Raw genomic sequence first — 21,721 nt, 5'->3', positions numbered from 1 at the left:
ACGATTACCAGCTTCCTCCGGCACCACCGCCACCAAATCCGCCACCGCCAAAACCACCGCCAAAACCACCACTAGATCCTCCGCCAAAGCTTCCTCCACCAAAACTCCCACGTCCCATGTTGCTTAGGATGATTACATCCAGAAGGCTGCTTCCTGATCGATTTCCTCGATTTCCTTTTCCGCCATTTCTATGATTGCTTTTAGAAAAAGCTTTAATGATGATGATAAAAGCTATACCCAAAATAATTAATTCTGTTATAGGTAGCTCTTTTTTGTTTTTTCTAGAACCTTTAAAAGTGCCATCAAGCACTTGAAAAATTGCAGTAGTACCTTTGTCTAAACCAGTATAAAAATTACCTCTTTTAAATTCTGGAGTTATGATCTGATCAATAATAGTTTTTGAGGTAAAATCTGTGAGCTTTTCTTCTACACCATACCCTGTGGCAATCCATATTTTCCTGTCATTTTTGGCTACCAGGATAAAAACACCATTATCTTCTTTACTTTGACCAATTCCCCATTTGTGCGCCCATTCTGCTGCGTATAAACCAATATTTTCACCTTGAAGAGAATTAATAGTAGCTACCACAATCTGTGTTGAGGTAGTATCAGAATATCGAATTAGCTTTTCTTGTAGGTGTTTTGACTCAGAAGTAGTAAGCATAGCGGCTTCGTCATAAACAGCCGTTTGTAATTTAGGTTTTGGCGGAATTTTTCTTTGCGCAGATGTAGTATTAAAAGATAGGAAGGGTATTCCTAGAAACAATAAGAGCAATATGAATTGTTTGATAGTATTCATTTATCCTTTAGAGATTTCATCAGAGAGTTCATTGATATCGGTATGATCCCAGGGGAAGTATTTCTGTAATTGCTCTCCGGCAAGAAGAACTCCGTTAATTAATCCTTGAGTAAAATCACCTTTTTTAAACTGCTCGAGTATAGTATCTTTTGTGCTTTCCCAAAAATCATCTTCAACGACATCATTAATACCTTTATCTCCAAAAATAGCAAAACTACGGTCTTCTACAGCAACATAGATAAGAACCCCATTACGTTGGATGGTATTGTCCATTTTTAACCAATGAAAAACCTCGGTAGCTCTTTCTAAAATTTCTATTTCAGTATGTTTTTCAAGATGTACACGAATCTCTCCCGATGTTGTTTTTTCTGCACTTCTAATTGCAGCTACAACTTGTTGCTCTTGGTCATGAGTAAGAAAATCTTCTACTTTAGACATTATTTAAAATTAAAATCAACATCTGGTGCTTTTTCTGCTCCTCTATCGGCTTCAAACCGTGCCATTTCTTCAAGGCTTCCAAAAATACTTAAAATGATATTATTAGGAAATTTTCTCATAAATTTTGTATAGCCACCTACAGCTTCGTTGTACCTGTTACGCTCTACGTTAATCCTATTTTCTGTTCCTTCTAATTGGGTTTGCAGATTTAGAAAATTTTGATTTGCTTTTAGATCAGGATAACGCTCTACGGTTACTAATAATTTTGATAAGGCAGAGGTTAATCCTCCTTGTGCCTGTTGAAATTGTGCTATTTGATCTGGTGTAATATTACTAGGGTCAATATTTACAGCAGTTGCTTTGGCTCTGGCTTCGATTACTTCTTTTAGAGTATTACGTTCAAAATCTGCAGCTCCCTGAACAGTTTTAACTAAGTTGCCAATAAGGTCACTACGTCTTTGGTAAGCACTTTCTACATTAGACCATGCTGTTTTTGCATCTTCATGTAGTGTAACAGCAGTGTTATAACGACTTCCAAAAAAGAAATACAGAATTACAATGATTCCTACGATTACTAATACTGGTATTAAAAGTTTTTTCATAACTCAAATTATAATAAGATGACTTTTTATAGTTGTTCTTTAATCTTAAGCAATTGTCCTTTGATAGATTCTAGTTTTCTTATGATGTCGAAACTATCTAAGGCTTCTTGTTTCTGCTCTTTAAGGTGAGTTTTAGCACCTTCGAGAGTAAATCCACGTTCTTTTACCAGATGGTAAATTAACTCGAGATTTTTGATATCTTCTGGAGTGAATTTTCTATTGCCTTTAGCATTTTTTTTAGGCTTTATAATATCAAACTCTTTTTCCCAAAAACGAATTAATGAGGCATTTACATCAAAAGCATCGGCTACCTCACCGATACTATAATACATTTTTTTAGGCAAGTCTACATACATACTTATTCTTTTTGTTGTGTAAAACTTCCGTCATCTTCAAAAATGAGCTTACTTTCAGGGAAATCCTCTTCTGTTAGTGATTTGATTTCATTTAACGCTCCCTTTTTCTCATCCATAAATGGATATACTTCATCTATTTGTTTGGCAGAATGAAGTTTTCCTTTAATAAAATTACCATCGGTATCAATATCGATTTCTGCAATAGGAGCATATCCTTTAATTCCTCTTAAATTAAATCGGGAGTAGGTGCAAAAATTGCCTAGGCTATATGCTATAAATTTGTTTTTATATACTTCAAAAGCTCTTGATACATGCGGGCCGTGCCCTAGAATGATATCAGCACCTGCATCAATCATAGTATGTGCAAAACGATATACATCACCGCGATCTTCACCATAAAAACGTTCTGTTTTTCTGGGAACATGAGTGTATTTAAGGCCTTCTGCCCCTCCATGAAAAGAAACGATCACGATATCTACCTTTTGTTTGAGTTCGGTTACGATTTTTTTAGCATTGGTTAAGTTATGAATTTTTATGCAATCCTTGTTAGGGGCAAAAGCACAAAATCCATACGTGATACCATCTTTTTCAAAAATTGTAGAAGGTTGAGCAAATACTCCTGCATAAGCAATATTGTGCTTTTCGAGAGTTTTAGAAGTATTCTTAATTCCGATTTCACCAAAATCACCAATGTGATTATTGGCAATACTCATTACATCAAACCCAGTTTCTTCAAGGTATTTTCCAAAATATTCTGGGGATCTAAAAGAGTAACATTTTGATGGATCAGAACAACGTTTAGCATTCTCTCCCTCATCAGTAAGTGTGCCTTCTAAATTACCAAAAAGCAAATCTGCCTGACTAAGTATAGGATTAACATCATCAAAAGGACCTTTACCTTCAGGAGGTAAGTAACTATCATTAGGGAAATCAGTTCCCATCATGATATCACCAACGGCCATGATTTTGATATACTTTGGTTTTGCTAATTTTTGTTGGGTGTTTTGGACTATTACGTACATCGAATCCAATACTTCTTTTGAATATTTTTGAGCTTGTATTGAAGAACAGAAACCAAAAACGAAGACAATAAAAAGAAGTTTGCGCATTGATGTTTAATCTAAAGTTTCATTAATTAAATTAGAGGCCTTAAGCATTTCACTAAATTCTTCAGAAGTTAAACTTCCGTAGTAAAAATTACGAGGATTGATTCGTTCACCATCTTTAAAAATTTCATAATGTAGATGAGGTGCTACAGATCTTCCTGTGCTTCCTACGTATCCAATAACATCTCCACGATTTACTTTCTGACCTTTCTCTACATTATATTTACTTAAGTGAGCATATAAACTCACATAATTAAAGCCGTGATCAATACGAATATGCTTTCCATAACCAGAAGAATTAGCATCTGCCCGGGTTACTACACCAGTACCCGATGCATAAACTGGTGTCCCTGTATTAGCCGAAAAATCCATTCCGTAATGAAATTTTCGTGCTTTGGTAAAAGGATCACTTCTCCATCCATAACCAGAAGCCATACGTCTTAAATCCGAATTTTGTATGGGCTGTATAGCAGGGATTGTGGCTAATAATTCTTCTTTTTTCTCTGCCAACGATGCGATTTCATCAAGAGATTTTGATTGAACGACAATTTGTTTTGTTAATTTATCGATACGTTCACTGCTTTCAATAATAATATCAGAATTGTCAAAACCTTCTAAGCTTTTATATCTGTTTACACCTCCAAATCCAGCATTACGTAATTCCTCGGGAATAGGATTGGCACCAAAATAAAGGCGATAAATGTTATCGTCACGTTCTGCGATTTCTTTTAGAATATCTTCATCACGCTTCAATCTTTGATTCATTAAATCATACTGAAGCTGCATATTTTCAAGTTCTCTTTTATATGCTTTTTCTTTAGGAGTCTCTAATTGAGGGATATTAAGATAAATAAGAAGAAGGATGAAACCAGCTAAAAAAGCGCTAATAACTCCTAATGCAGCTATACCAAATTTACGACCTTTCTTTTGCTCAATTCTGCGATAAGAAAGCGTCTCACTATCATAGTAATATTTAACCTTTGACATAATCTAAAATATGCTATTTTTGCAGGATATCAACCAAAATGTGGTTTATAAAAAACCAAGACATCGCAACAAATATAATAAATTGTTGCAAAGTCCAGAAAAAACTGACAAATATCGATTTAGAATCTTTTTTTTAAACAACGCAAAATAATGATCGCGATTGTGTTAAGTGTTTTATTTCGAAAAAATAGTAATACATAGAATTCATGAAATCCCAAGAAATACGAAATCAATTTTTAGAGTTTTTTAAATCCAAAAAACATAGCATCGTGCCTTCTGCACCAATGGTGATTAAGGACGATCCTACTTTAATGTTTACTAATGCCGGGATGAACCAGTTTAAAGAATTCTTTTTAGGTAATGGTATTCCAAAAAGTAATCGAATAACAGATACTCAAAAATGTTTACGTGTAAGTGGTAAACATAATGATCTGGAAGAAGTAGGTATGGATACCTATCACCATACTATGTTCGAAATGCTTGGGAATTGGAGTTTTGGAGATTATTTTAAAAAAGAAGCAATTCAATGGGCCTGGGAATTATTGACCCAAGTATATGGTATAGATAAAGATATTCTTTATGTTTCTGTTTTTGAAGGTGCGAAAGATGAAAACCTGGATATGGATCAGGAAGCTTATGATCTTTGGACAGCTATTGTTCCTGAAGAGCGTATCATCATGGGAAATAAGAAAGATAATTTCTGGGAAATGGGAGATCAGGGACCTTGTGGTCCTTGTTCCGAAATTCATGTAGATATTCGTTCTGATGAAGAAAAAGCTAAAACTCCTGGTCGGGACCTGGTAAATATGGATCATCCACAAGTGGTAGAGATCTGGAACCTGGTTTTTATGCAGTATAACCGAAAAGCAGATGGATCATTAGAGAAGTTGCCCGCGCAACATGTAGATACCGGAATGGGTTTCGAACGTTTATGTATGGTGTTACAAGGAGTGAAATCAAATTATGATACCGATGTTTTTACACCTTTAATTCGAGAAATTGAAACGATCACCAATTCTACATATGATAAAAATAGCTTACCAACCAATGATGATGGAAAAGTAAGTGTTGCAATTCGTGTTATTGCCGATCATGTAAGAGCTGTGTCATTTTCTATTGCAGATGGTCAACTACCTAGTAATACAGGAGCAGGATATGTGATACGAAGAATTTTGCGTAGAGCTATTCGATATGGGTTTACTTTTCTGGATACCAAAGAGCCTTTTATATATAAGTTGGTAGAAACACTTAGCAAACAAATGAGTAAAGCTTTCCCCGAATTGAAGGCTCAGAAAAACTTAATCACTAATGTAATTAAAGAAGAAGAACAATCTTTTTTAAGAACATTGGATCAAGGATTAGTATTGCTAGAAAATGTGATCAAGAATACTAAAGGAAATATAATCTCTGGAGAGAAAGCTTTCGAATTGTATGATACTTTTGGTTTTCCGATTGATTTAACAGCTTTAATTTTAAGTGAGCAGGGATATGAATTAGATGAAAAAGCTTTTGAAATAGAACTTCAGAAACAAAAAGATAGATCCAGAGCAGCATCACAAGTAACTGCGGGAGATTGGAAAATATTACTAGATGATACTACTACAGAAAATTTTATTGGATATGATCATCTTAAAACAGATGTAAAAGTAACCCGTTATCGCAAAGTAAATAGTAAGAAAGATGGAGAACTGTTTCAGTTAGTGTTTGATAAAACACCTTTTTATCCCGAAGGAGGGGGACAGGTTGGAGACAAAGGATATCTAGAGGTACCTAATGGTGATGTGGTATACATCATAGATACCAAGAAAGAAAATAATCTGATCATTCACTTTACTAAAAATTTACCTAAGCATATAGACGAGACTTTGACTGCTGTGGTAGATGAAAAACAACGTTCGAGATCTGCTTCTAACCATACAGCAACACATTTGATGCATCAGGCATTGCGTACAATTCTGGGTACTCATGTAGAACAAAAGGGATCGATGGTTCATAGTGGTAATTTACGTTTTGATTTTTCTCATTTTGCTAAAATGACTACTGAAGAATTGAAAGAAGTTGAGCATTTTGTAAATGCGAGAATTCGCGAGCAACTTCCACTAGAAGAGCGACGCAATATTTCTTATGATCAGGCAATAGAAGAAGGAGCAATAGCACTGTTTGGAGAAAAATATGGAGATACAGTAAGAGCAATACGATTTGGGGAATCTATGGAGCTTTGTGGTGGTACTCATGTAAAAAATACCAGTAGCATATGGCATTTTAAAATTGTATCAGAAAGTGCAATTGCAGCAGGGATTCGTAGGATTGAAGCAATTACCGGTGATGCAGCAAAAGAATTCTTTACAACTCAATCTGAAGCGTATGGAGAAGTAAAAGCAGTTCTTAAAACAAAGGATCCTTTAAAAACTATTATATCATTACAAGAAGAAAACTCAAATCTGAAAAAACAAATAGAAACTCTTCTTAAGGATAAAGCTAAAAACCTGAAAGGAGATCTTAAATCAGAATTTGAAGATGTAAATGGGGTTAAATTTCTGGCTAAAAAAGTAGACTTAGATGCAGCCGGAATTAAAGATTTGTCATTCGAATTAGGAGGTGAACTTGAAAATGTTGTAATGCTATTCGGATCAGATCAGAAAGGAAAGGCCTTGTTGTCATGCTATATTTCTAAAAATCTGGTAGAAGAAAAACAGTTAAATGCCGGGCAAATGGTTCGTGAACTTGGTAAGTATATTCAAGGTGGTGGTGGTGGACAACCATTTTTTGCTACAGCAGGAGGAAAGAACCCTGCCGGTATAGAAGAAGCATTAGAGAATGCAAAACAATATTTGAAATAATCTTAAACTATAAAACTCTCCCTCTTCCGCCTAAAGGAAGAGGTTGGAGTAAGGAGACTTATGAACCTACAAACCAAAATAACGCTACAGTCTCAAGAGCCAAAAGTTGATTATAACTCAGAACTTTTACTGTTAGGTTCATGTTTTGCAGAAAACATAGGAGAGAAATTCGAATATTTTAAGTTCAGGAATAAGATCAATCCATTTGGGATATTATTTCACCCTAAAGCAATAGAAACATTTTTGTGGATGGCTACTCAGGGAGAACAATATACCGATACCGATTTGTTTTATATCAATGAACAATGGCATTGTTTTGATGCACACTCCTCTTTAAGCAATGCCAACCAAAATGTAGCATTGTCTAATTTAAATACGGCATTAACGACTACAAGAAAGAATATTAATTCTGCGACACATGTTTTTATCACTTTAGGAACCGCTTGGGTATATCGATTAAAATCTCTGGATATGGTGGTGGCGAACTGTCATAAAATTCCGCAAAGAGAGTTTGAAAAAGAATTATTATCTGTAGATGAGATCAATCAATGCCTTCAGAATTGTATACATCTAATTAGAGGTATTAATCCATTAGTAGAAATTGTATTTACTGTTTCCCCTGTACGGCATAGTAAAGATGGGTTTGTAGAAAACAATAGAAGTAAGTCTCATTTAATCACATCGTTACATCAAACTATTAGTAGCAATAAAAATCTAAATTATTTTCCTTCTTATGAAATCATGATGGATGAACTTAGGGATTATCGGTTTTACAATGTAGATATGATTCACCCTAATACACTGGCGATAGATTATATTTGGGAGCGTTTTTCTGAAGCTTGGATTTCTGAAAAGACAGCCCAGACTATGGGTAGAGTCGAAGAAATCAAAAAAGGAATGATGCATAGACCGTTTAATCCAAAAAGTGAGCAACATGTGTTATTTTTACAGAAGCTTGAATCAAAAAAATATCAACTCTATAAAGAATACCCTCATATGATTTGGGGAGAATGATTATTTATGAGTTCTATGATTAAAATAAAAAGAGGTGACCGTAGTAAATACAGTCACCTCTTTTATTTTTATAACGTGTTGTTTAATTATTAGGGATAAACAGAGGAGATAAAGTAACGGTTGCATTACCTCGGGCACCTACGTGATTGGTATAGGTTTTGTTTTTTTGAATGGTATACAAAGAATCTACATAATCATCGTTATTGGTGTACCATTCATCTGGCATTGCTTGTAAGATAGCTCCTGCCACCTGCCCAAGTACATTTACCCATGGCTGTCCAGAAACTGTACCAACAATTTGAAAAATACCATCAACAATAATGGTGACCAATTGCTTAAAATTATAGTTGTCGTCTTTTTCGAATAATTGGATATTTGCTGCCTGGTATTTATAATCGTCCCAGAAAAGCAAGATTTGGTTAGGGTAATATGTTGTGCCTTCATAATCCAGATAATACATAGGTATGATCTTTACTTCAGCTTCATTACTATTGTTTTTTATTCCAGAAGTGATAGCGTAAACTTCTGCAGCACCACTAATCCAGGGCTCCTCATCGTTATTTAATCGTATTTTGTCTAATTTGGTAGTTTCAAGCCCTGCATTGGCTTTTGAAGAAGGACTTAAGTCCATTTTAGCAGACTTAAAACGATTATTTTGTAATCCAGCAGTTTGTAACTGCTTATTCATATAATCAACTTCTGCTTTTAAGGTTTCATAACCTTTGGTTTCTATAACAAGTACAGGTACACTAGGTATATCTTTAACGTCTAGAAAAACGGTTTCTCCATCAAGCGTATACGCTTCAATTTTTGTCCATGATTTTTCATCACCTTCGGGAGCAAATGATACTAATAGATCAGCGTAGTTTACAGATTTATTATTAGGTTTTTGTAACCATAATTCTGGTATTTCTATATTATCAGGTATTTCATTAGATTTAAGCTGATTATCTGCTTTATCTACTACTTTTTTTAAGGATTGATACGATTCCTGATCTGATAATAAGGAGGCGTTTTCTTTTAATACCTTAGATAACTTAACACCTGGTGTTCGATCTTTGCCTAATACCTCCACAATATTAGTACTAAACTCTGTGTTAGCTAGTAAATCAATTAGGTCAAATGCAATCTTCTTTTTGTCTATTCTATTCTTATTTTGAACGACATTAGTTTCGTTAATGACTACTTCTTCCGTTTCGCAATTAAAAAATAACAAGGAAACGAGAACTACATTTAAAAGTAAAAATGATTTTTTCATAATTTTAATATACTTAAGTTAGTTTTGTCTTTTAAAATTAGGAAAATGATATCTTATTGGCTTGATTTGTAAGGTGTTAAATACTCAAAAAAAATGTGGTTAGGCCATAAAAATTGACAAGTGATTTTTTGTTTTTTACATATTTATTATGCATGCATATAAAACGCGCTTTATATCTAATCTATTGGTAATGAGATTATTAATTGTGTTTAGGTTGTTTTGGTTAAGAATTTTAGAAACACACACACTTATATGGTAGCAAACTAAAAATTCTAGAAGCCATGATTTCTGAAGAAATAATTTAAAAAAAAGAAATAGTATTCTATACCGTAAATTCTGAATTGATCACAGTATCAATACCGCTATTAATTAAATGTTTAATATTAGGTCTTTTAGATTGTATGTTTTTAAGATGTTCTAACACTTGCGAAGCAAATATTGAATCTCTATCATAAACTAATTCATAAATCTCTAAAGAGAGTAACCAATCGCTGGGGTGATCTTTTTCTAAAATTTCGAATACGGCTTCCAGTGAAAACGTAGTATTTTTTCCTTCTCTAATATTTTTAACAGAGGAGTATAAAGAATGTAGATCTTTTTCTTTTTCAGAATATGTTCTTTGTGCAGTAACCGACGAAGGGTTATGAGTCACTAAATCAAATGAGTTATCATCTGCAGGACCAGAGAAAGCAGATACGATTTCTTTTCCGACAGCCAAATCAAAAGTACCCCATTCTGGTTTAAAAAGATATTCGTCTTTGTATTTGATAGTACATTCACTAAATTGAATTAAAATCAATTCACCTTTAATGTTTCTTATCCCGGTAATATTAGTTCCTGCAATAGTAATTCCACTTTCGAATTCGAATTCTATATACTCTCCATCATAGAAATTATAAGCTTTCAGGTCTCTTGGAGACATGTTTTCTATAGCAAGATTGATCCCTTTTAATTTCCCAAGAGGAGATCTAAGCCCATTAGGGTGAGCTTCTATACCATGGCCAATAAGCTCTTTTTCTCTAAAAGAAAGTGCTGTTGGGCCATTAGTTTCAAAATAAATAACTTCGTTATCCTCATTTTTTATCATTCGTGTAAATACTCCCGAGATTTGTAGACCAGTACTTAGCTCTATGGTTCCTAAATTTTCTGATTCGATTAATTTTGCAAGTCCTCTGTGCCCACCTTTTCTTAAAGCCATAGTATCTGCAAATTCTTCTAATACCTGACATAAATAAGCAAAATCTGGCGTTACAAAGAGTTGAGGTTGTGGTTTGGTAATGTCAAAATCCTGAAAAGCAGCATCGGGAGAGTAGGGCAGTTTTTTTACATTGTCTGTCATGCACCATTCGCTTTCTCCAATCGAGGAAAGCAATCCTGCACCATAGATTCTAGGCTCATCTACTGTACCAATTAAACCATATTCAACCGTCCACCAATGTAAGTTACGTATCAAAGCCATTTCCGAAGGGTTCTCTTTTTGATTTTGTAACTCTTCTATTTTTCTTTCTGCTTCTTCTATCTCTTTTGGATTTGTACCATATGCCTCTTTTAGAATAGAAAGTGTACGCACAGCTTCATACATATCATAATCTTTTTTAGAAGAGATTGCTTTGCAACCAATTTTCCCGAAACGTCGTAGGTACTCTGCATAATCAGGATTAGCAATGATAGGAGCATGTCCCGCCGCTTCATGAATTATATCGGGAGCAGGGGTGTATTCAATATTTTCTAATTGCCTGATGTCTGATGCGATAACAAGAATATTATATGCCTGAAACTCCATAAATGCATTAGGAGGGATAAATCCATCGACAGCTACAGCCGCCCAACCAATTTCTTTTAAAATTCGATTCATTCCATACATACTTGGTATCTCATCGATCGAAATTCCTGTCTTTTTAAGGCCATTTAGATAAGAATTATGGGCAACTTTACTAAGAGAAGTGGTGTTTTTGCGCATAACATACCTCCAAACCGCTTGATTTATCGGCGTATACTCTTCATAATTTTGTGGTTTTATGAATTGTTTTAAATGTGCGGGAAGCCTTTCAATTAGGGGGTTAGATACAATATTTAGAGACATATATAGAAATTAATTTTTTATCAAGACAATTTAATTGGAAAATTAATAGTTTTATTTTGATATTGAAGTATTCTTAAATAGTTAAATTTGTTTTATCAATTAAAAAAATAAATGGTTGTGAGAATTAAGCTGATAGTATTAGGATTATTATTATTTACATTAGGTATAAATGCCCAGGTTACATATAGTGAACCAGTAAGTTGGGGTATGCAGGAGAAAAAAAGCATAGTTCCGATGCTTATGAAAAATTTTGATTTGGCTAAAATTGAAGCTGAAGATGCCAAGAATGATTTAGATAAATCAAGACCATGGAGATTTGGTTATGAACTTAAAGTAAACTTAGGTCTTAAAAATTCTGGAGTATGGGACGAATTACCCAATGGAGATAGAATATGGCGTATTAATATTATATCTAAAGGTGCCAAGACATTAAATTTCATTTTTGACACCTATAAAATACCTAGAGGAGCTACCGTGCATCTATATAATAGAGATAAATCTGATCTTTTGGGTGCATATACAAATATCTTTAACAGACCAGACCAGATGCTAGGTACTTGGATGGTAGAAGGAGATAATGTTTGGATAGAATATTTTGAACCTGCTTCTGTTGCTGGTAAAGGGCAATTAAATATTGCTAAAGTAATTCATGGATATCGTTCAATTACAAATACTCAAATTCAGCAAAAAATAGATGAATCGGGAGACTGTAATCAAGATGTGAATTGTCCTGTTGGAGAAGATTTTGATGAATTAAAAGATAGATTAAAACATGCTGTAGCTTTTGTGATTATGCAAGGATTTGTTTGTACAGGGACATTGATTAATAATACGAAGAATGATAAAGCACCATATTTTTTGACAGCTAATCATTGTAATGCTGGTAATGAATCTACTTGGGCATTTCGTTTTAATTGGATTAGTCCTAATCCTTCTTGTGCAACAACTACAGGCAGTACAGATGCAGCAGTAAACCAAACAACGAGTGGAGCTACACGATTAGCTGCGAATGCAGAATCTGATTTCAAACTGTTGAATTTGGATGGAGGTTTAGATGAATCCTGGGATTTAGAATGGGCCGGTTGGGATCGAAGAGATGTAGCAGCAAATTTTGCGATAGGGATTCACCATCCTAGTGGAGATATAATGAAGGTATGTAGAGAAAATACAGCGTTATCACAAATAAAAACTAATATTGGAGGTTTAACGGCTCCTGTTGATTCCTGGCAGGTAATAGATTGGGATCTTGGAGTTACAGAAGGAGGATCTTCTGGTTCTGCTCTTTTTGATCCAAGTGGTAGAATAGTAGGGCAACTTGCGGGAGGAGGAGCAGCCTGTTCTGGAACAAATGATAATGGTCTTTCAGATTTTTATGGTAGGTTTAATATTTCATGGAGTTTTGGTAACTCAGATTCTAACCGACTCTCTAATTGGTTAGATCCCGATAATACTGGAAGAGAAACATTAAATATGCTTTCTCAAGAAAACGATGGAAATCCACCACCGCCACCGCCACCGCCAATTGATCCTGATCCTGAGCCAGAGGAAGAAAAAGTGTTAGCGGTTTCTTTTAACGCATCAGAAGCTATTATTAGTATTACTAATACGGTAGAGGGTAAATTAGAATATTACCTTTATAATATTTCAGGAATGGTTGTAGATTCTGGGAAATTGTCTGAGGAAAAAGGGCAAATTGATATGTCAGATAAATCTACAGGAATGTATTTTATTTATGTTAAAAACACATCTGATGGTACTTCCTTTACCAAAAAGGTAATTGTAAGTAAACAATTCTAGATATAGAATAACAAAATACAAAGAGTTATTCTTTGGATCTTATCCCAAAGAATAACTCTTTATTATTACCATCTTTTAAAATTAGAGTATCTTCTTTCTGGATTCTGGTTTTAACTTCAATAAGAGTTTTAAAAAATTCTTTTTCTATTGCTGCATTTTTTTTACAATACATTTTTGTTGCAATAGGAAAACTAAAAGAAATAGTGTTGCCCTCTTCGGTATACTTAGACGAAAACGTATTACAACCAGAGTGGCCATAAGCAGAGCTTTGTTCTTCGTCAAAAGTGATATGTAACTTCCTGTTAGAAACATCTTTCTCATTAAGACGAGTAATAGAAAAAGTTGTTTTTTTAGTAACCTGATTTTCTTTTTCCTGACTTTTGACTGCTGCATTATTTTTGTTTGCGCAACTATTTGCATTTGAAAATGCCACGAAAAACAAAATGATTAGTAAAGATTTCATAAGTCTAGTTTCTTTTTATGGTTAATATAGTATTATTTATAACATAAATTCATCATAATCATTGTTTTTGGTCACAAAAATATGGGTTATATGAGATTAAAATTTATTTTTGAGTGGAAAACAAAATACCTACCATGAAATGAGTATAGTTAAGGTTTTTGATACCGGCTTCACTTTATTAGTTGAGCCTGTTGAAAAATGATTACTATGTGAATTTTATCTGACCAATAAAAATGATAAATCGAAACAGATGAGACCCGAAAGCAGAAAACAAGAAATTATAAATGCAGCAGCTATTCTTTTTAAAGAAAAAGGGTATAGCGCCGTAACTATGAGAGATTTGGCAAAAGCTATGGGGATTAAAGCAGCAAGCTTGTATAATCATATTCAGTCAAAACAAGAAATATTATCTACTATCATAATTGGACTTGCAGAAGAATTTACTATTGGGATGAATAAAATTGTGAATTCTGATGAAAATACGATCCAAAAGCTGGAAAACATTATTGATTTACATATAGATGTGACATTGCGAAATGCAGATGGTCTAGCTTCACTTAATAATGATTGGATGCATCTTGAAGAAAATAATTTGCAATATTTTGAGAAAATGCGCCAGGAATATGAAGATAATTTTAGAGATATAGTAAAGAAAGGATTAGAAAAAGGAGAGATTAAACCCTATAATGTAGAAATTATGGTGTTTTCTACACTCTCTACCTTAAGAACATTGTATTTATGGTACCCCGAACAAAAAGAGATTGATTCTGATATCTTGAAACGAGATATGATATCAGTATTGTTAAAAGGAGTGGCATGACTAGTATTTTGAGGTAGTCATAAAATTAACAGATAATTATTTGTGTATCAAACTAACAATTGTTAGTTTTGTTTAGCTATAACTATATAGTTAAATTAAGATATGACTGATTTTTATTCTATTCGTGTTTCTGAATTAACTAAAGAAACTAAGGATTGTACATCTATCACTTTTGATATACCAGAAGAGCTTAGAAATACATTTTTGTTTAAGCAAGGCCAGCATCTTACTCTAAAAACATCTATTAATGATGAAGAGGTAAGACGCTCTTATTCTTTGTGTTCAAGTCCTGTTGAAAATAAATGGCAGGTGGCAGTTAAACGAATTGATCAGGGATTGTTCTCTAACTTTGCAAATGATGTGCTTAAAGAAGGAGATGTTCTGGAAGTAATGCCTCCTATGGGAAACTTTTTTGTTGAAGTAGCACCTTCAAAAGCCAAAAATTATATTGTTTTTGCTGCAGGAAGCGGTATTACACCCATATTATCTATACTAAAAACTCATCTTGCGTCTGAGCCAAAAAGTACTTTCAAGCTCTTTTACTTGAATCGGAATGCGAAATCCATTATCTTTAAAGAAGAGATAGAAGCGCTTAGAAACAAGTATTTTGGAAGAGTAGAGATATTTTACTTTTTAACAAAAGAACATCGGGATATACCATTACTTAATGGAAGATTTACAGAAGAAAAGATACAGGAACTTACTGATAAAATAATTGACGTATCCAGTGTAGATGAATGCTTTGTCTGTGGCCCCGAAGAAATGATCTTTTTGATTAGAGATGGATTGGTGAATGCAGGATTGTCAAAAGACAAAATTCATTATGAACTTTTCTTTTCAGGTGTTTCTGAAGAAGATAAGAAAAAAGCAGCAGAAGTAGTTGATCATAAATTTGATGGAACCGTGGTTACTATTATAGATGGAGGAAAAGAGTTTCACTTTGCCATGGATGATGATCATGATAATATATTAGATGGAGCGTTGGCTTCTGGCGCAGATCTGCCTTTTGCCTGTAAAGGTGGAGTGTGCAGTACTTGTAAATGTAAAGTTGTTGAAGGAGCAGTAGAGATGAAGATAAATTACGCATTAGAAGAAGATGAGGTAGCAAAAGGCCTTGTCTTATCTTGCCAGGCTGTTCCTACTACAGAAAAAGTAGTAGTTGATTTTGATGTATAAAACTCTAGGATTATGAGCGAAAAAGAAATAAAAAACCATGGGACTGGGCAGAGTCTAAGTCTAGAAGAAATCTTTGAGCAGAGAATTGCCAGAGATGAAAAGATCGAACCTAAAGATTGGATGCCGGAAAAATACCGAAAAACTCATATTCGGCAAATTTCTCAACACGCACATTCCGAAATTATTGGAATGCTACCAGAAGGAAACTGGATCACCCGTGCACCCTCTCTAAGACGTAAAGTAGCTTTGTTAGCTAAAGTTCAGGATGAGGCAGGACATGGATTATACTTATATAGTGCATGTGAGACTTTAGGAATTTCTAGAGAAGAGCTATACGAGCAATTGCATACAGGTAAAGCAAAATACTCTAGTATATTCAATTACCCTACAATCACCTGGGCAGATATGGGAGCAATTGGCTGGCTGGTAGATGGTGCGGCAATTATTAATCAAGTGCCACTATGCAGTACTTCTTATGGGCCATATGCAAGAGCGATGATTAGAGTATGTAAAGAAGAGAGTTTTCATCAGCGTCAAGGATATGAAATAATGATCACATTGGCGAATGGTACCCCAGAGCAAAAAGAAATGGCGCAAGATGCGTTAAATAGATGGTGGTGGCCATCGTTGATGATGCTGGGACCTACAGATGCAGAATCTGTACATACAGCCCAATCAATGAAGTGGAAATTAAAAAGAAAAACTAATGATGAATTACGTCAGCAGTTTATTGATCAAACAGTTCCGCAAGCAGAATTAATTGGACTTACTATTCCTGATCCGGATTTAAAATGGAATGAAGAAAAAGGGAGTTACGATTTTGGAGAAATAGATTGGGACGAATTCTGGCAAGTAGTAAAAGGTCATGGCCCTTGTAATAAAGAGCGTATGGCAGCTAGAGTTAATGCCTGGGAAAAAGGAGAATGGGTAAGGGATGCAGCGATGGCATATGCCAAAAAACAAGAAGATAAAAAGCTTAAAAAAGCAATATAATAATTCTGAATTCAGAATTTAAAATTCATAATTATGAAAAATAACTGGCCACTTTGGGAAGTGTTTGTAAGAAGTAAAAATGGTTTAGAACATCGTCATTTTGGTAGTATTCATGCGGCCGATGCAGAAATGGCTTTAGAAAATGCCAGAGATGTATATACACGAAGAAATGAAGGAGTAAGTATATGGGTAGTAGAATCTAAACATATCACAGCATCAAACCCCGAAAATAACGGAGAATTATTTGAACCTGCTCAGGATAAAGTGTATAGACACCCTACATTTTATACATTACCAGATGAAGTAAAACATATGTGATTTTTACAATGGTAAAAATTGCAATTCCCGTGAATACGGAAAACTTACTATTTGAAATTAAAGTTATTTAAATAAGATACCCATCATTACGGGCAGTGTTATGAAAAACGAAAATAAAATACAATACATCTACGGTATAGCAGATAATGCTTTGATCCTTGGTCAGCGATTATCAGAATTATGTGGGCATGGACCAAACCTGGAAACAGATATTGCAATGACTAATATGGCATTAGATTTATTAGGCCAAACGCGAAGTTATTACCAATACGTGGCTCAGCTTTCTGGAGATGGAAAAACTGAAGATGATATTGCTTTTTTGAGAATAGAAAGACAGTACAAAAACGTACTTCTTGTCGAACAACCAAACAGACACTTTGGATATGTGATTACAAGACAGTTTTTCTATGACGCTTTTCACTTACTATTGTTAGAAGAATTGCAAAATAGTGATGATGAAACAGTAGCAGCAATTGCAAAGAAAGGAATTAAAGAAGTAAGTTATCATCAAAGATTTTCGTCAGACTGGATGAAAAGATTGGGAGATGGTACAGAAGAAAGTCATCAAAAAGTTCAGGAAGCAGTTGATGATCTGTGGAAGTATACAGACGAACTATTTCATATGACAGAGGATGATAAAATTGCTGTAGAAAATGGAGTTGGTGTTAATACTTCGGCTTTGCGAGAAAAGTACGACCAAAGGATTAGAGACGTATTTGAAGAGGCTAGAATTACCATACCAGAAACAAAATGGTTTCAGAAAGGCGGTAAACAAGGTATTCATAGTGAACATATGGGCTACTTGCTTTCAGATTTGCAATATATGCAACGTACCTATCCTAATATGAAGTGGTGAAATAATACAGAATACCGAATTTAGAATATTGAATGATGAAGAGAAATAAAACTTCAGTCTTGGATATTAAATGTTCGATATTCCATATTTATTATGACAATAGAATTTGAGAAACATATTGATCCTATGCTGATTCCAATTTTGGAAAAAGTTCATGATCCCGAAATTCCGGTATTGTCTATTATGGATATGGGAGTGGTTCGCTCTGCTCAAATGATAGAAACTATTGCTCAGATTACAATTACCCCAACATATAGTGGTTGCCCTGCAATGGATGTGATAGGGGATGATATTATAAGTGCTTTTGCAAAAAAAAATATAGAAGCCAAAGTTTCCTTAGTTTTATCGCCGGCATGGACTACCGATTGGATTACACCAAGAGGTAGAGAAGCTCTAGAAAAATATGGGATTGCCGCACCTTTACATGAAAAAGCAGATAAAGAAGCATTACTTGGAGGTAAAAAAATAGTAAAATGTACCCAATGTGGCTCAACAAACACAAAAATGGTAAGCCAGTTTGGTTCGACAGCGTGTAAAGCACTTTTTCAATGTAATGATTGTTTAGAACCTTTTGATTACTTCAAATGTCTCAAATAATGATGCTCGGATTAAGAACAACAATATATAAAGTTAGTGATCTGGATAAAGCCAGGAAATGGTATTCAGACGCATTTAATACGAAACCCTATTTCGACGAACCTTTTTATATAGGATTCAATATAGGAGGGTATGAACTTGGATTACTTCCAGAAGAAGCCCCTTCAGAAACAAAATCTGATAGCGTACTTTCGTATTGGGGTGTAGAAAAGATAGATGCAACATACCAAAGATTACTCGATTTAGGAGCTACCGAACATGAAAAACCAACAAATGTAGGAGGAGAAATCGTGGTAGCAACAGTTAAATGCCCATGGAATAATATCATCGGAATAATTTATAACCCACAATTCAAAATAGAGAATTAAATATGCCTTCAATCGAATTGCACATTGATAATGGAGTAGCGAGAATAACGCTAAACCGCCCAGATACTTTTAATAGTTTCAATAGAGAAATGGCCTTGTTACTACAAAAAACATTAGACGAGTGTAATGCTAATGATAAAGTAAGAGCCATTATGCTTATCGGAAACGGAAAAGCGTTTTGTGCAGGACAGGACCTTAAAGAAGTAACTTCTCCCGAATTGAACCCTGGTTTCAGAAAAATATTAGAAGAACATTATAATCCAATAATCAGCCGCATTAGAACTATCGAAAAACCTATTGTGGCAGCTGTAAATGGAGTTGCTGCAGGAGCAGGAGCTAATATAGCTTTGGCGTGTGATATTGTTGTAGCTACTGAGGCGGCAAGCTTTATCCAGGCATTTAGTAAGATAGGATTGGTTCCTGATAGTGCCGGAACTTTTTTTCTACCCAGATTAATCGGTTTTCAAAAAGCTTCTGCTTTAATGATGTTAGGTGATAAAGTAAGCGCAAGAGAGGCAGAGCAATTAGGGATGATATATAAAGTGTTTGAAACAGAAACCTTTGAAGAAGAGGTAACTAAGCTAGTTTCAAAATTAGCTCAAATGCCAACCAAAGCTTTAGGATTGACTAAGAGATTATTAAATCAGTCATTGGTAAATACGCTCGATGAGCAATTAGCAATAGAATCGGATCTACAGATAGAATCTGCAGAAAGTGAAGATTATGCAGAAGGTGTAAATGCATTTATTGAAAAAAGAAAACCAATATTTAAAGGTAAATAAGAATGATGATTGTTGGAGTAATAGGATCAGGAACAATGGGAAGTGGTATCGCTCAGGTAGCAGCTACTTCTGGTTGTAAAGTAAAAGTATTTGACACAAAGCAAGAAGCACTAGATAGAAGTAAACAAGCTTTAGAAAAAATTCTTTCCCGCTTGATTGAAAAAGGAAGAATTGATCAAACAGAGAAAACACGTATTCAAGGTAATATTTCTTATGTAGATTCTTTAAAAGACCTTAAAGACGCAAATCTTACTATCGAAGCTATCATAGAGAACCTGGATATTAAAAAGAAAGTATTTTCAGAACTAGAAACATATGTTTCAGAAGATACCATTATTGCATCCAATACCTCCTCTTTATCTATAGCATCTATAGCATCATCATTACAAAAACCAGAGCGATGTATAGGAATTCATTTTTTTAACCCTGCTCCGTTAATGAAATTGGTTGAGGTGATTCCGGCAGTACAAACTTCAACTCAGGTTACCGACAAGGTGGTAGAAATCATTAATGGCTGGAAAAAAGTAGTTGCCTTAGCAAAAGATACTCCCGGGTTTATTGTGAATCGTGTAGCACGACCATTTTATGGAGAATCTTTACGTATTTATGAAGAAGGCTTGGCTGATATTGCTACCATAGATTGGAGTTTAAAAACTTTGGGAGGGTTTAGAATGGGCCCTTTTGAATTAATGGATTTTATAGGAAACGATATCAATTATACGGTTACAGAAACTGTTTTCAAAGCATTTTACTATGATCCCCGATATAAACCTTCTTTTACACAAAAAAGATTGTCTGAAGCAGGATATCTAGGAAGAAAATCAGGTAAAGGATATTATGATTATAGTGATACTGCAGTAAAAGATGCCCCAAAAGAAGATAAAGTACTGGCAGAGTATATTTTTAATAGAGTATTAGTAATGTTAATTAATGAAGCTGCTGATGCATTATTCTGGAATATAGCTTCGGCAGAAGATATTGATAATGCAATGACCAAAGGAGTAAATTACCCTAAGGGATTATTAACCTGGGCAGATGAAAAAGGAATTGACTGGTGTGTTACTATGCTGGATAATCTCTATAATGAATATCATGAAGATCGATATCGATGTAGTCCACTATTAAGAAAAATGGTGAAAGAAAAAAAGAGTTTTTTTTCAATGGCATGAGGTCTGATAAATTAGGTGTTAGTAACTAAATATGGATTCTAAATATAATTTTAAGTTCGAAAATTTAACAGTCTATGTTAAAGCTATGGAATTCGGGGAAATAGTGAATACGTTGACAAAAAAGTTTCCAAAAGAAGAGAGGTTTGAATTGAGCTCTCAGTTTAAAAGAGCAGCAGACTCTATAGCTTTAAATATAGCTGAAGGCTCTTCCGGAACTGATCCTCAGTTTTTAACTACTTGGGAAATGTTTGGCATAGTGCCCATGAATGTGTTTCATGTAGTTCTAAAGCTAGATTAAGAAAGTACATAACTTTTGTAGAAGATGAAGAAAATCGAAGAATATTGACCGAACTTTCTAAAATGATTACAACATTAAGAAATAGAATTTCAGAAAGAATAAAGAATAAGAATTTAAAATGATGAAAAATCTCAAACCTATTCCCTCAAACTTCATACCTAAGCAAATGCTTTCTCAAGACGCCTTTAGCCAATGGTTAGGTATCGAAATTATTGAAGTCGAAAAAGGAAGATGTAAAGTAGGAATGACGATTAGGAAAGAAATGCTCAATAGCATGAGTAAAGCTCACGGAGGAATATCCTATAGCTTAGCTGATACAGCTTTTGGTTTTTCTGCAAACACCCATGGCAAATATGCTGTATCTATAGAAACCTCGATCAATCATATCGAGGCATTAGAAGAGGGGGATTATCTAACAGCAGAAGCTACAGTTGATATTACTAAAACAAAAGTAGGCTTCAATATTGTAGAAGTTAAAAGAGGAGATGATATTGTCGCACTTTTTAAAGGAGTAGTATATAGAACCAGTAAAGACTGGGAGGAATAAATATAAAACCGTAAAATGATAAATATAAAAGTGGTTCAGATATATGAGATTATT

23 protein-coding genes are annotated in these 21,721 nt (G+C 34.3%); 14 read left to right on the top strand and 9 right to left on the bottom strand.

What is annotated here, in order from left to right; all coding sequences use genetic code 11:
* Positions 1-4: 4 nt before the first annotated feature.
* The 6 genes from NNL09_RS02785 to NNL09_RS02760 are packed head-to-tail and all read right to left on the bottom strand — an operon-like array spanning position 5 to position 4,288.
* Positions 5-799: a YgcG family protein gene (locus NNL09_RS02785; protein WP_196909048.1), complete on the bottom strand. Its 795-nt coding sequence runs from the start codon at positions 797-799 to the stop codon at positions 5-7.
* Positions 800-1,237 carry a TPM domain-containing protein gene (locus NNL09_RS02780; RefSeq protein WP_025667688.1) on the bottom strand — a complete coding sequence of 146 codons (438 nt, stop codon included), beginning with the start codon at positions 1,235-1,237 and terminating at the stop codon, positions 800-802. It lies immediately after the preceding gene.
* Positions 1,237-1,839 (bottom strand): LemA family protein, encoded by a 603-nt coding sequence (locus tag NNL09_RS02775; RefSeq protein WP_025667687.1) that lies wholly within the window; start codon positions 1,837-1,839, stop codon positions 1,237-1,239. Before NNL09_RS02775 ends, NNL09_RS02780 begins: the two co-directional genes overlap by 1 nt.
* Positions 1,840-1,865: 26 nt before the next feature.
* A complete protein-coding gene (locus tag NNL09_RS02770; protein WP_025667686.1) occupies positions 1,866-2,195 on the bottom strand; it encodes a MerR family transcriptional regulator in 330 nt (109 codons plus the stop codon).
* Positions 2,196-2,197: 2 nt separating this feature from the next.
* The gene (locus NNL09_RS02765) at positions 2,198-3,304 is read right to left on the bottom strand and encodes a CapA family protein (protein WP_025667685.1); all 1,107 of its coding nucleotides are present in this window, start codon (positions 3,302-3,304) and stop codon (positions 2,198-2,200) included.
* A gap of 6 nt (positions 3,305-3,310) precedes the next feature.
* Entirely contained in the window at positions 3,311-4,288 is a 978-nt protein-coding gene (locus tag NNL09_RS02760; protein WP_025667684.1) for a M23 family metallopeptidase, read from the bottom strand.
* 206 nt (positions 4,289-4,494) lie between these two features.
* Here NNL09_RS02760 and alaS point away from each other — a divergent pair, with 206 nt between their 5' ends.
* Complete coding sequence (gene alaS, locus NNL09_RS02755) at positions 4,495-7,128, top strand: alanine--tRNA ligase (protein ID WP_196909047.1); 2,634 nt, start codon at positions 4,495-4,497, stop codon at positions 7,126-7,128.
* A gap of 60 nt (positions 7,129-7,188) precedes the next feature.
* Positions 7,189-8,142 carry a GSCFA domain-containing protein gene (locus NNL09_RS02750; protein WP_196909046.1) on the top strand — a complete coding sequence of 318 codons (954 nt, stop codon included), beginning with the start codon at positions 7,189-7,191 and terminating at the stop codon, positions 8,140-8,142.
* Between the two features lie 82 nt (positions 8,143-8,224).
* On the opposite strand, the gene NNL09_RS02745 is transcribed toward NNL09_RS02750, so the two are convergent.
* Complete coding sequence (locus NNL09_RS02745; RefSeq protein ID WP_196909045.1) at positions 8,225-9,400, bottom strand: DUF3103 family protein; 1,176 nt, start codon at positions 9,398-9,400, stop codon at positions 8,225-8,227.
* A 322-nt stretch (positions 9,401-9,722) separates the two neighbouring features.
* On the bottom strand, positions 9,723-11,483 hold the full coding sequence (locus NNL09_RS02740) for an aromatic amino acid hydroxylase (protein WP_196909044.1): 1,761 nt from the start codon (positions 11,481-11,483) through the stop codon (positions 9,723-9,725).
* 117 nt (positions 11,484-11,600) lie between these two features.
* Here NNL09_RS02740 and NNL09_RS02735 point away from each other — a divergent pair, with 117 nt between their 5' ends.
* A complete protein-coding gene (locus tag NNL09_RS02735) occupies positions 11,601-13,280 on the top strand; it encodes a T9SS type A sorting domain-containing protein (protein ID WP_196909043.1) in 1,680 nt (559 codons plus the stop codon).
* Positions 13,281-13,305: 25 nt separating this feature from the next.
* On the opposite strand, the gene NNL09_RS02730 is transcribed toward NNL09_RS02735, so the two are convergent.
* The gene (locus NNL09_RS02730) at positions 13,306-13,743 is read right to left on the bottom strand and encodes an META domain-containing protein (RefSeq protein ID WP_196909042.1); all 438 of its coding nucleotides are present in this window, start codon (positions 13,741-13,743) and stop codon (positions 13,306-13,308) included.
* 250 nt (positions 13,744-13,993) lie between these two features.
* Here NNL09_RS02730 and NNL09_RS02725 point away from each other — a divergent pair, with 250 nt between their 5' ends.
* From NNL09_RS02725 to NNL09_RS02675, 11 genes are all read left to right on the top strand, one after another.
* Positions 13,994-14,563, top strand: coding sequence for a TetR/AcrR family transcriptional regulator (locus NNL09_RS02725; RefSeq protein ID WP_025667677.1), 570 nt, complete (start codon positions 13,994-13,996; stop codon positions 14,561-14,563).
* A 102-nt stretch (positions 14,564-14,665) separates the two neighbouring features.
* Complete coding sequence (locus NNL09_RS02720) at positions 14,666-15,739, top strand: 2Fe-2S iron-sulfur cluster-binding protein (protein ID WP_196909041.1); 1,074 nt, start codon at positions 14,666-14,668, stop codon at positions 15,737-15,739.
* A 12-nt stretch (positions 15,740-15,751) separates the two neighbouring features.
* A complete protein-coding gene (paaA, locus tag NNL09_RS02715) occupies positions 15,752-16,732 on the top strand; it encodes a 1,2-phenylacetyl-CoA epoxidase subunit PaaA (protein WP_025667675.1) in 981 nt (326 codons plus the stop codon).
* 33 nt (positions 16,733-16,765) lie between these two features.
* A complete protein-coding gene (gene paaB / locus NNL09_RS02710) occupies positions 16,766-17,050 on the top strand; it encodes a 1,2-phenylacetyl-CoA epoxidase subunit PaaB (protein ID WP_025667674.1) in 285 nt (94 codons plus the stop codon).
* Positions 17,051-17,150: 100 nt separating this feature from the next.
* Positions 17,151-17,906, top strand: coding sequence for a 1,2-phenylacetyl-CoA epoxidase subunit PaaC (gene paaC, locus NNL09_RS02705; protein WP_196909040.1), 756 nt, complete (start codon positions 17,151-17,153; stop codon positions 17,904-17,906).
* Positions 17,907-17,999: 93 nt separating this feature from the next.
* The gene (gene paaD / locus NNL09_RS02700) at positions 18,000-18,503 is read left to right on the top strand and encodes a 1,2-phenylacetyl-CoA epoxidase subunit PaaD (protein WP_196909039.1); all 504 of its coding nucleotides are present in this window, start codon (positions 18,000-18,002) and stop codon (positions 18,501-18,503) included.
* On the top strand, positions 18,503-18,871 hold the full coding sequence (locus NNL09_RS02695; protein WP_231389138.1) for a VOC family protein: 369 nt from the start codon (positions 18,503-18,505) through the stop codon (positions 18,869-18,871). The genes paaD and NNL09_RS02695 overlap by 1 nt, the downstream gene beginning before the upstream one ends.
* 2 nt (positions 18,872-18,873) lie before the next feature.
* Positions 18,874-19,653, top strand: coding sequence for an enoyl-CoA hydratase-related protein (locus NNL09_RS02690; RefSeq protein ID WP_025667670.1), 780 nt, complete (start codon positions 18,874-18,876; stop codon positions 19,651-19,653).
* A gap of 5 nt (positions 19,654-19,658) precedes the next feature.
* Positions 19,659-20,822: a 3-hydroxyacyl-CoA dehydrogenase NAD-binding domain-containing protein gene (locus NNL09_RS02685; protein ID WP_196909470.1), complete on the top strand. Its 1,164-nt coding sequence runs from the start codon at positions 19,659-19,661 to the stop codon at positions 20,820-20,822.
* 85 nt (positions 20,823-20,907) lie between these two features.
* On the top strand, positions 20,908-21,120 hold the full coding sequence (locus NNL09_RS26285; RefSeq protein ID WP_317193924.1) for a four helix bundle protein: 213 nt from the start codon (positions 20,908-20,910) through the stop codon (positions 21,118-21,120).
* Between the two features lie 121 nt (positions 21,121-21,241).
* A complete protein-coding gene (locus NNL09_RS02675) occupies positions 21,242-21,667 on the top strand; it encodes a PaaI family thioesterase (RefSeq protein WP_196909038.1) in 426 nt (141 codons plus the stop codon).
* Positions 21,668-21,721: the final 54 nt, after the last annotated feature.

It is taken from the genome of Aquimarina sp. EL_43 (assembly GCF_943422735.1).
Lineage (GTDB): Bacteria > Bacteroidota > Bacteroidia > Flavobacteriales > Flavobacteriaceae > Aquimarina > Aquimarina megaterium.
The sequence above is the reverse complement of the archived record's forward strand: the minus strand, read 5'-3'. Positions and strand labels throughout refer to the sequence as shown.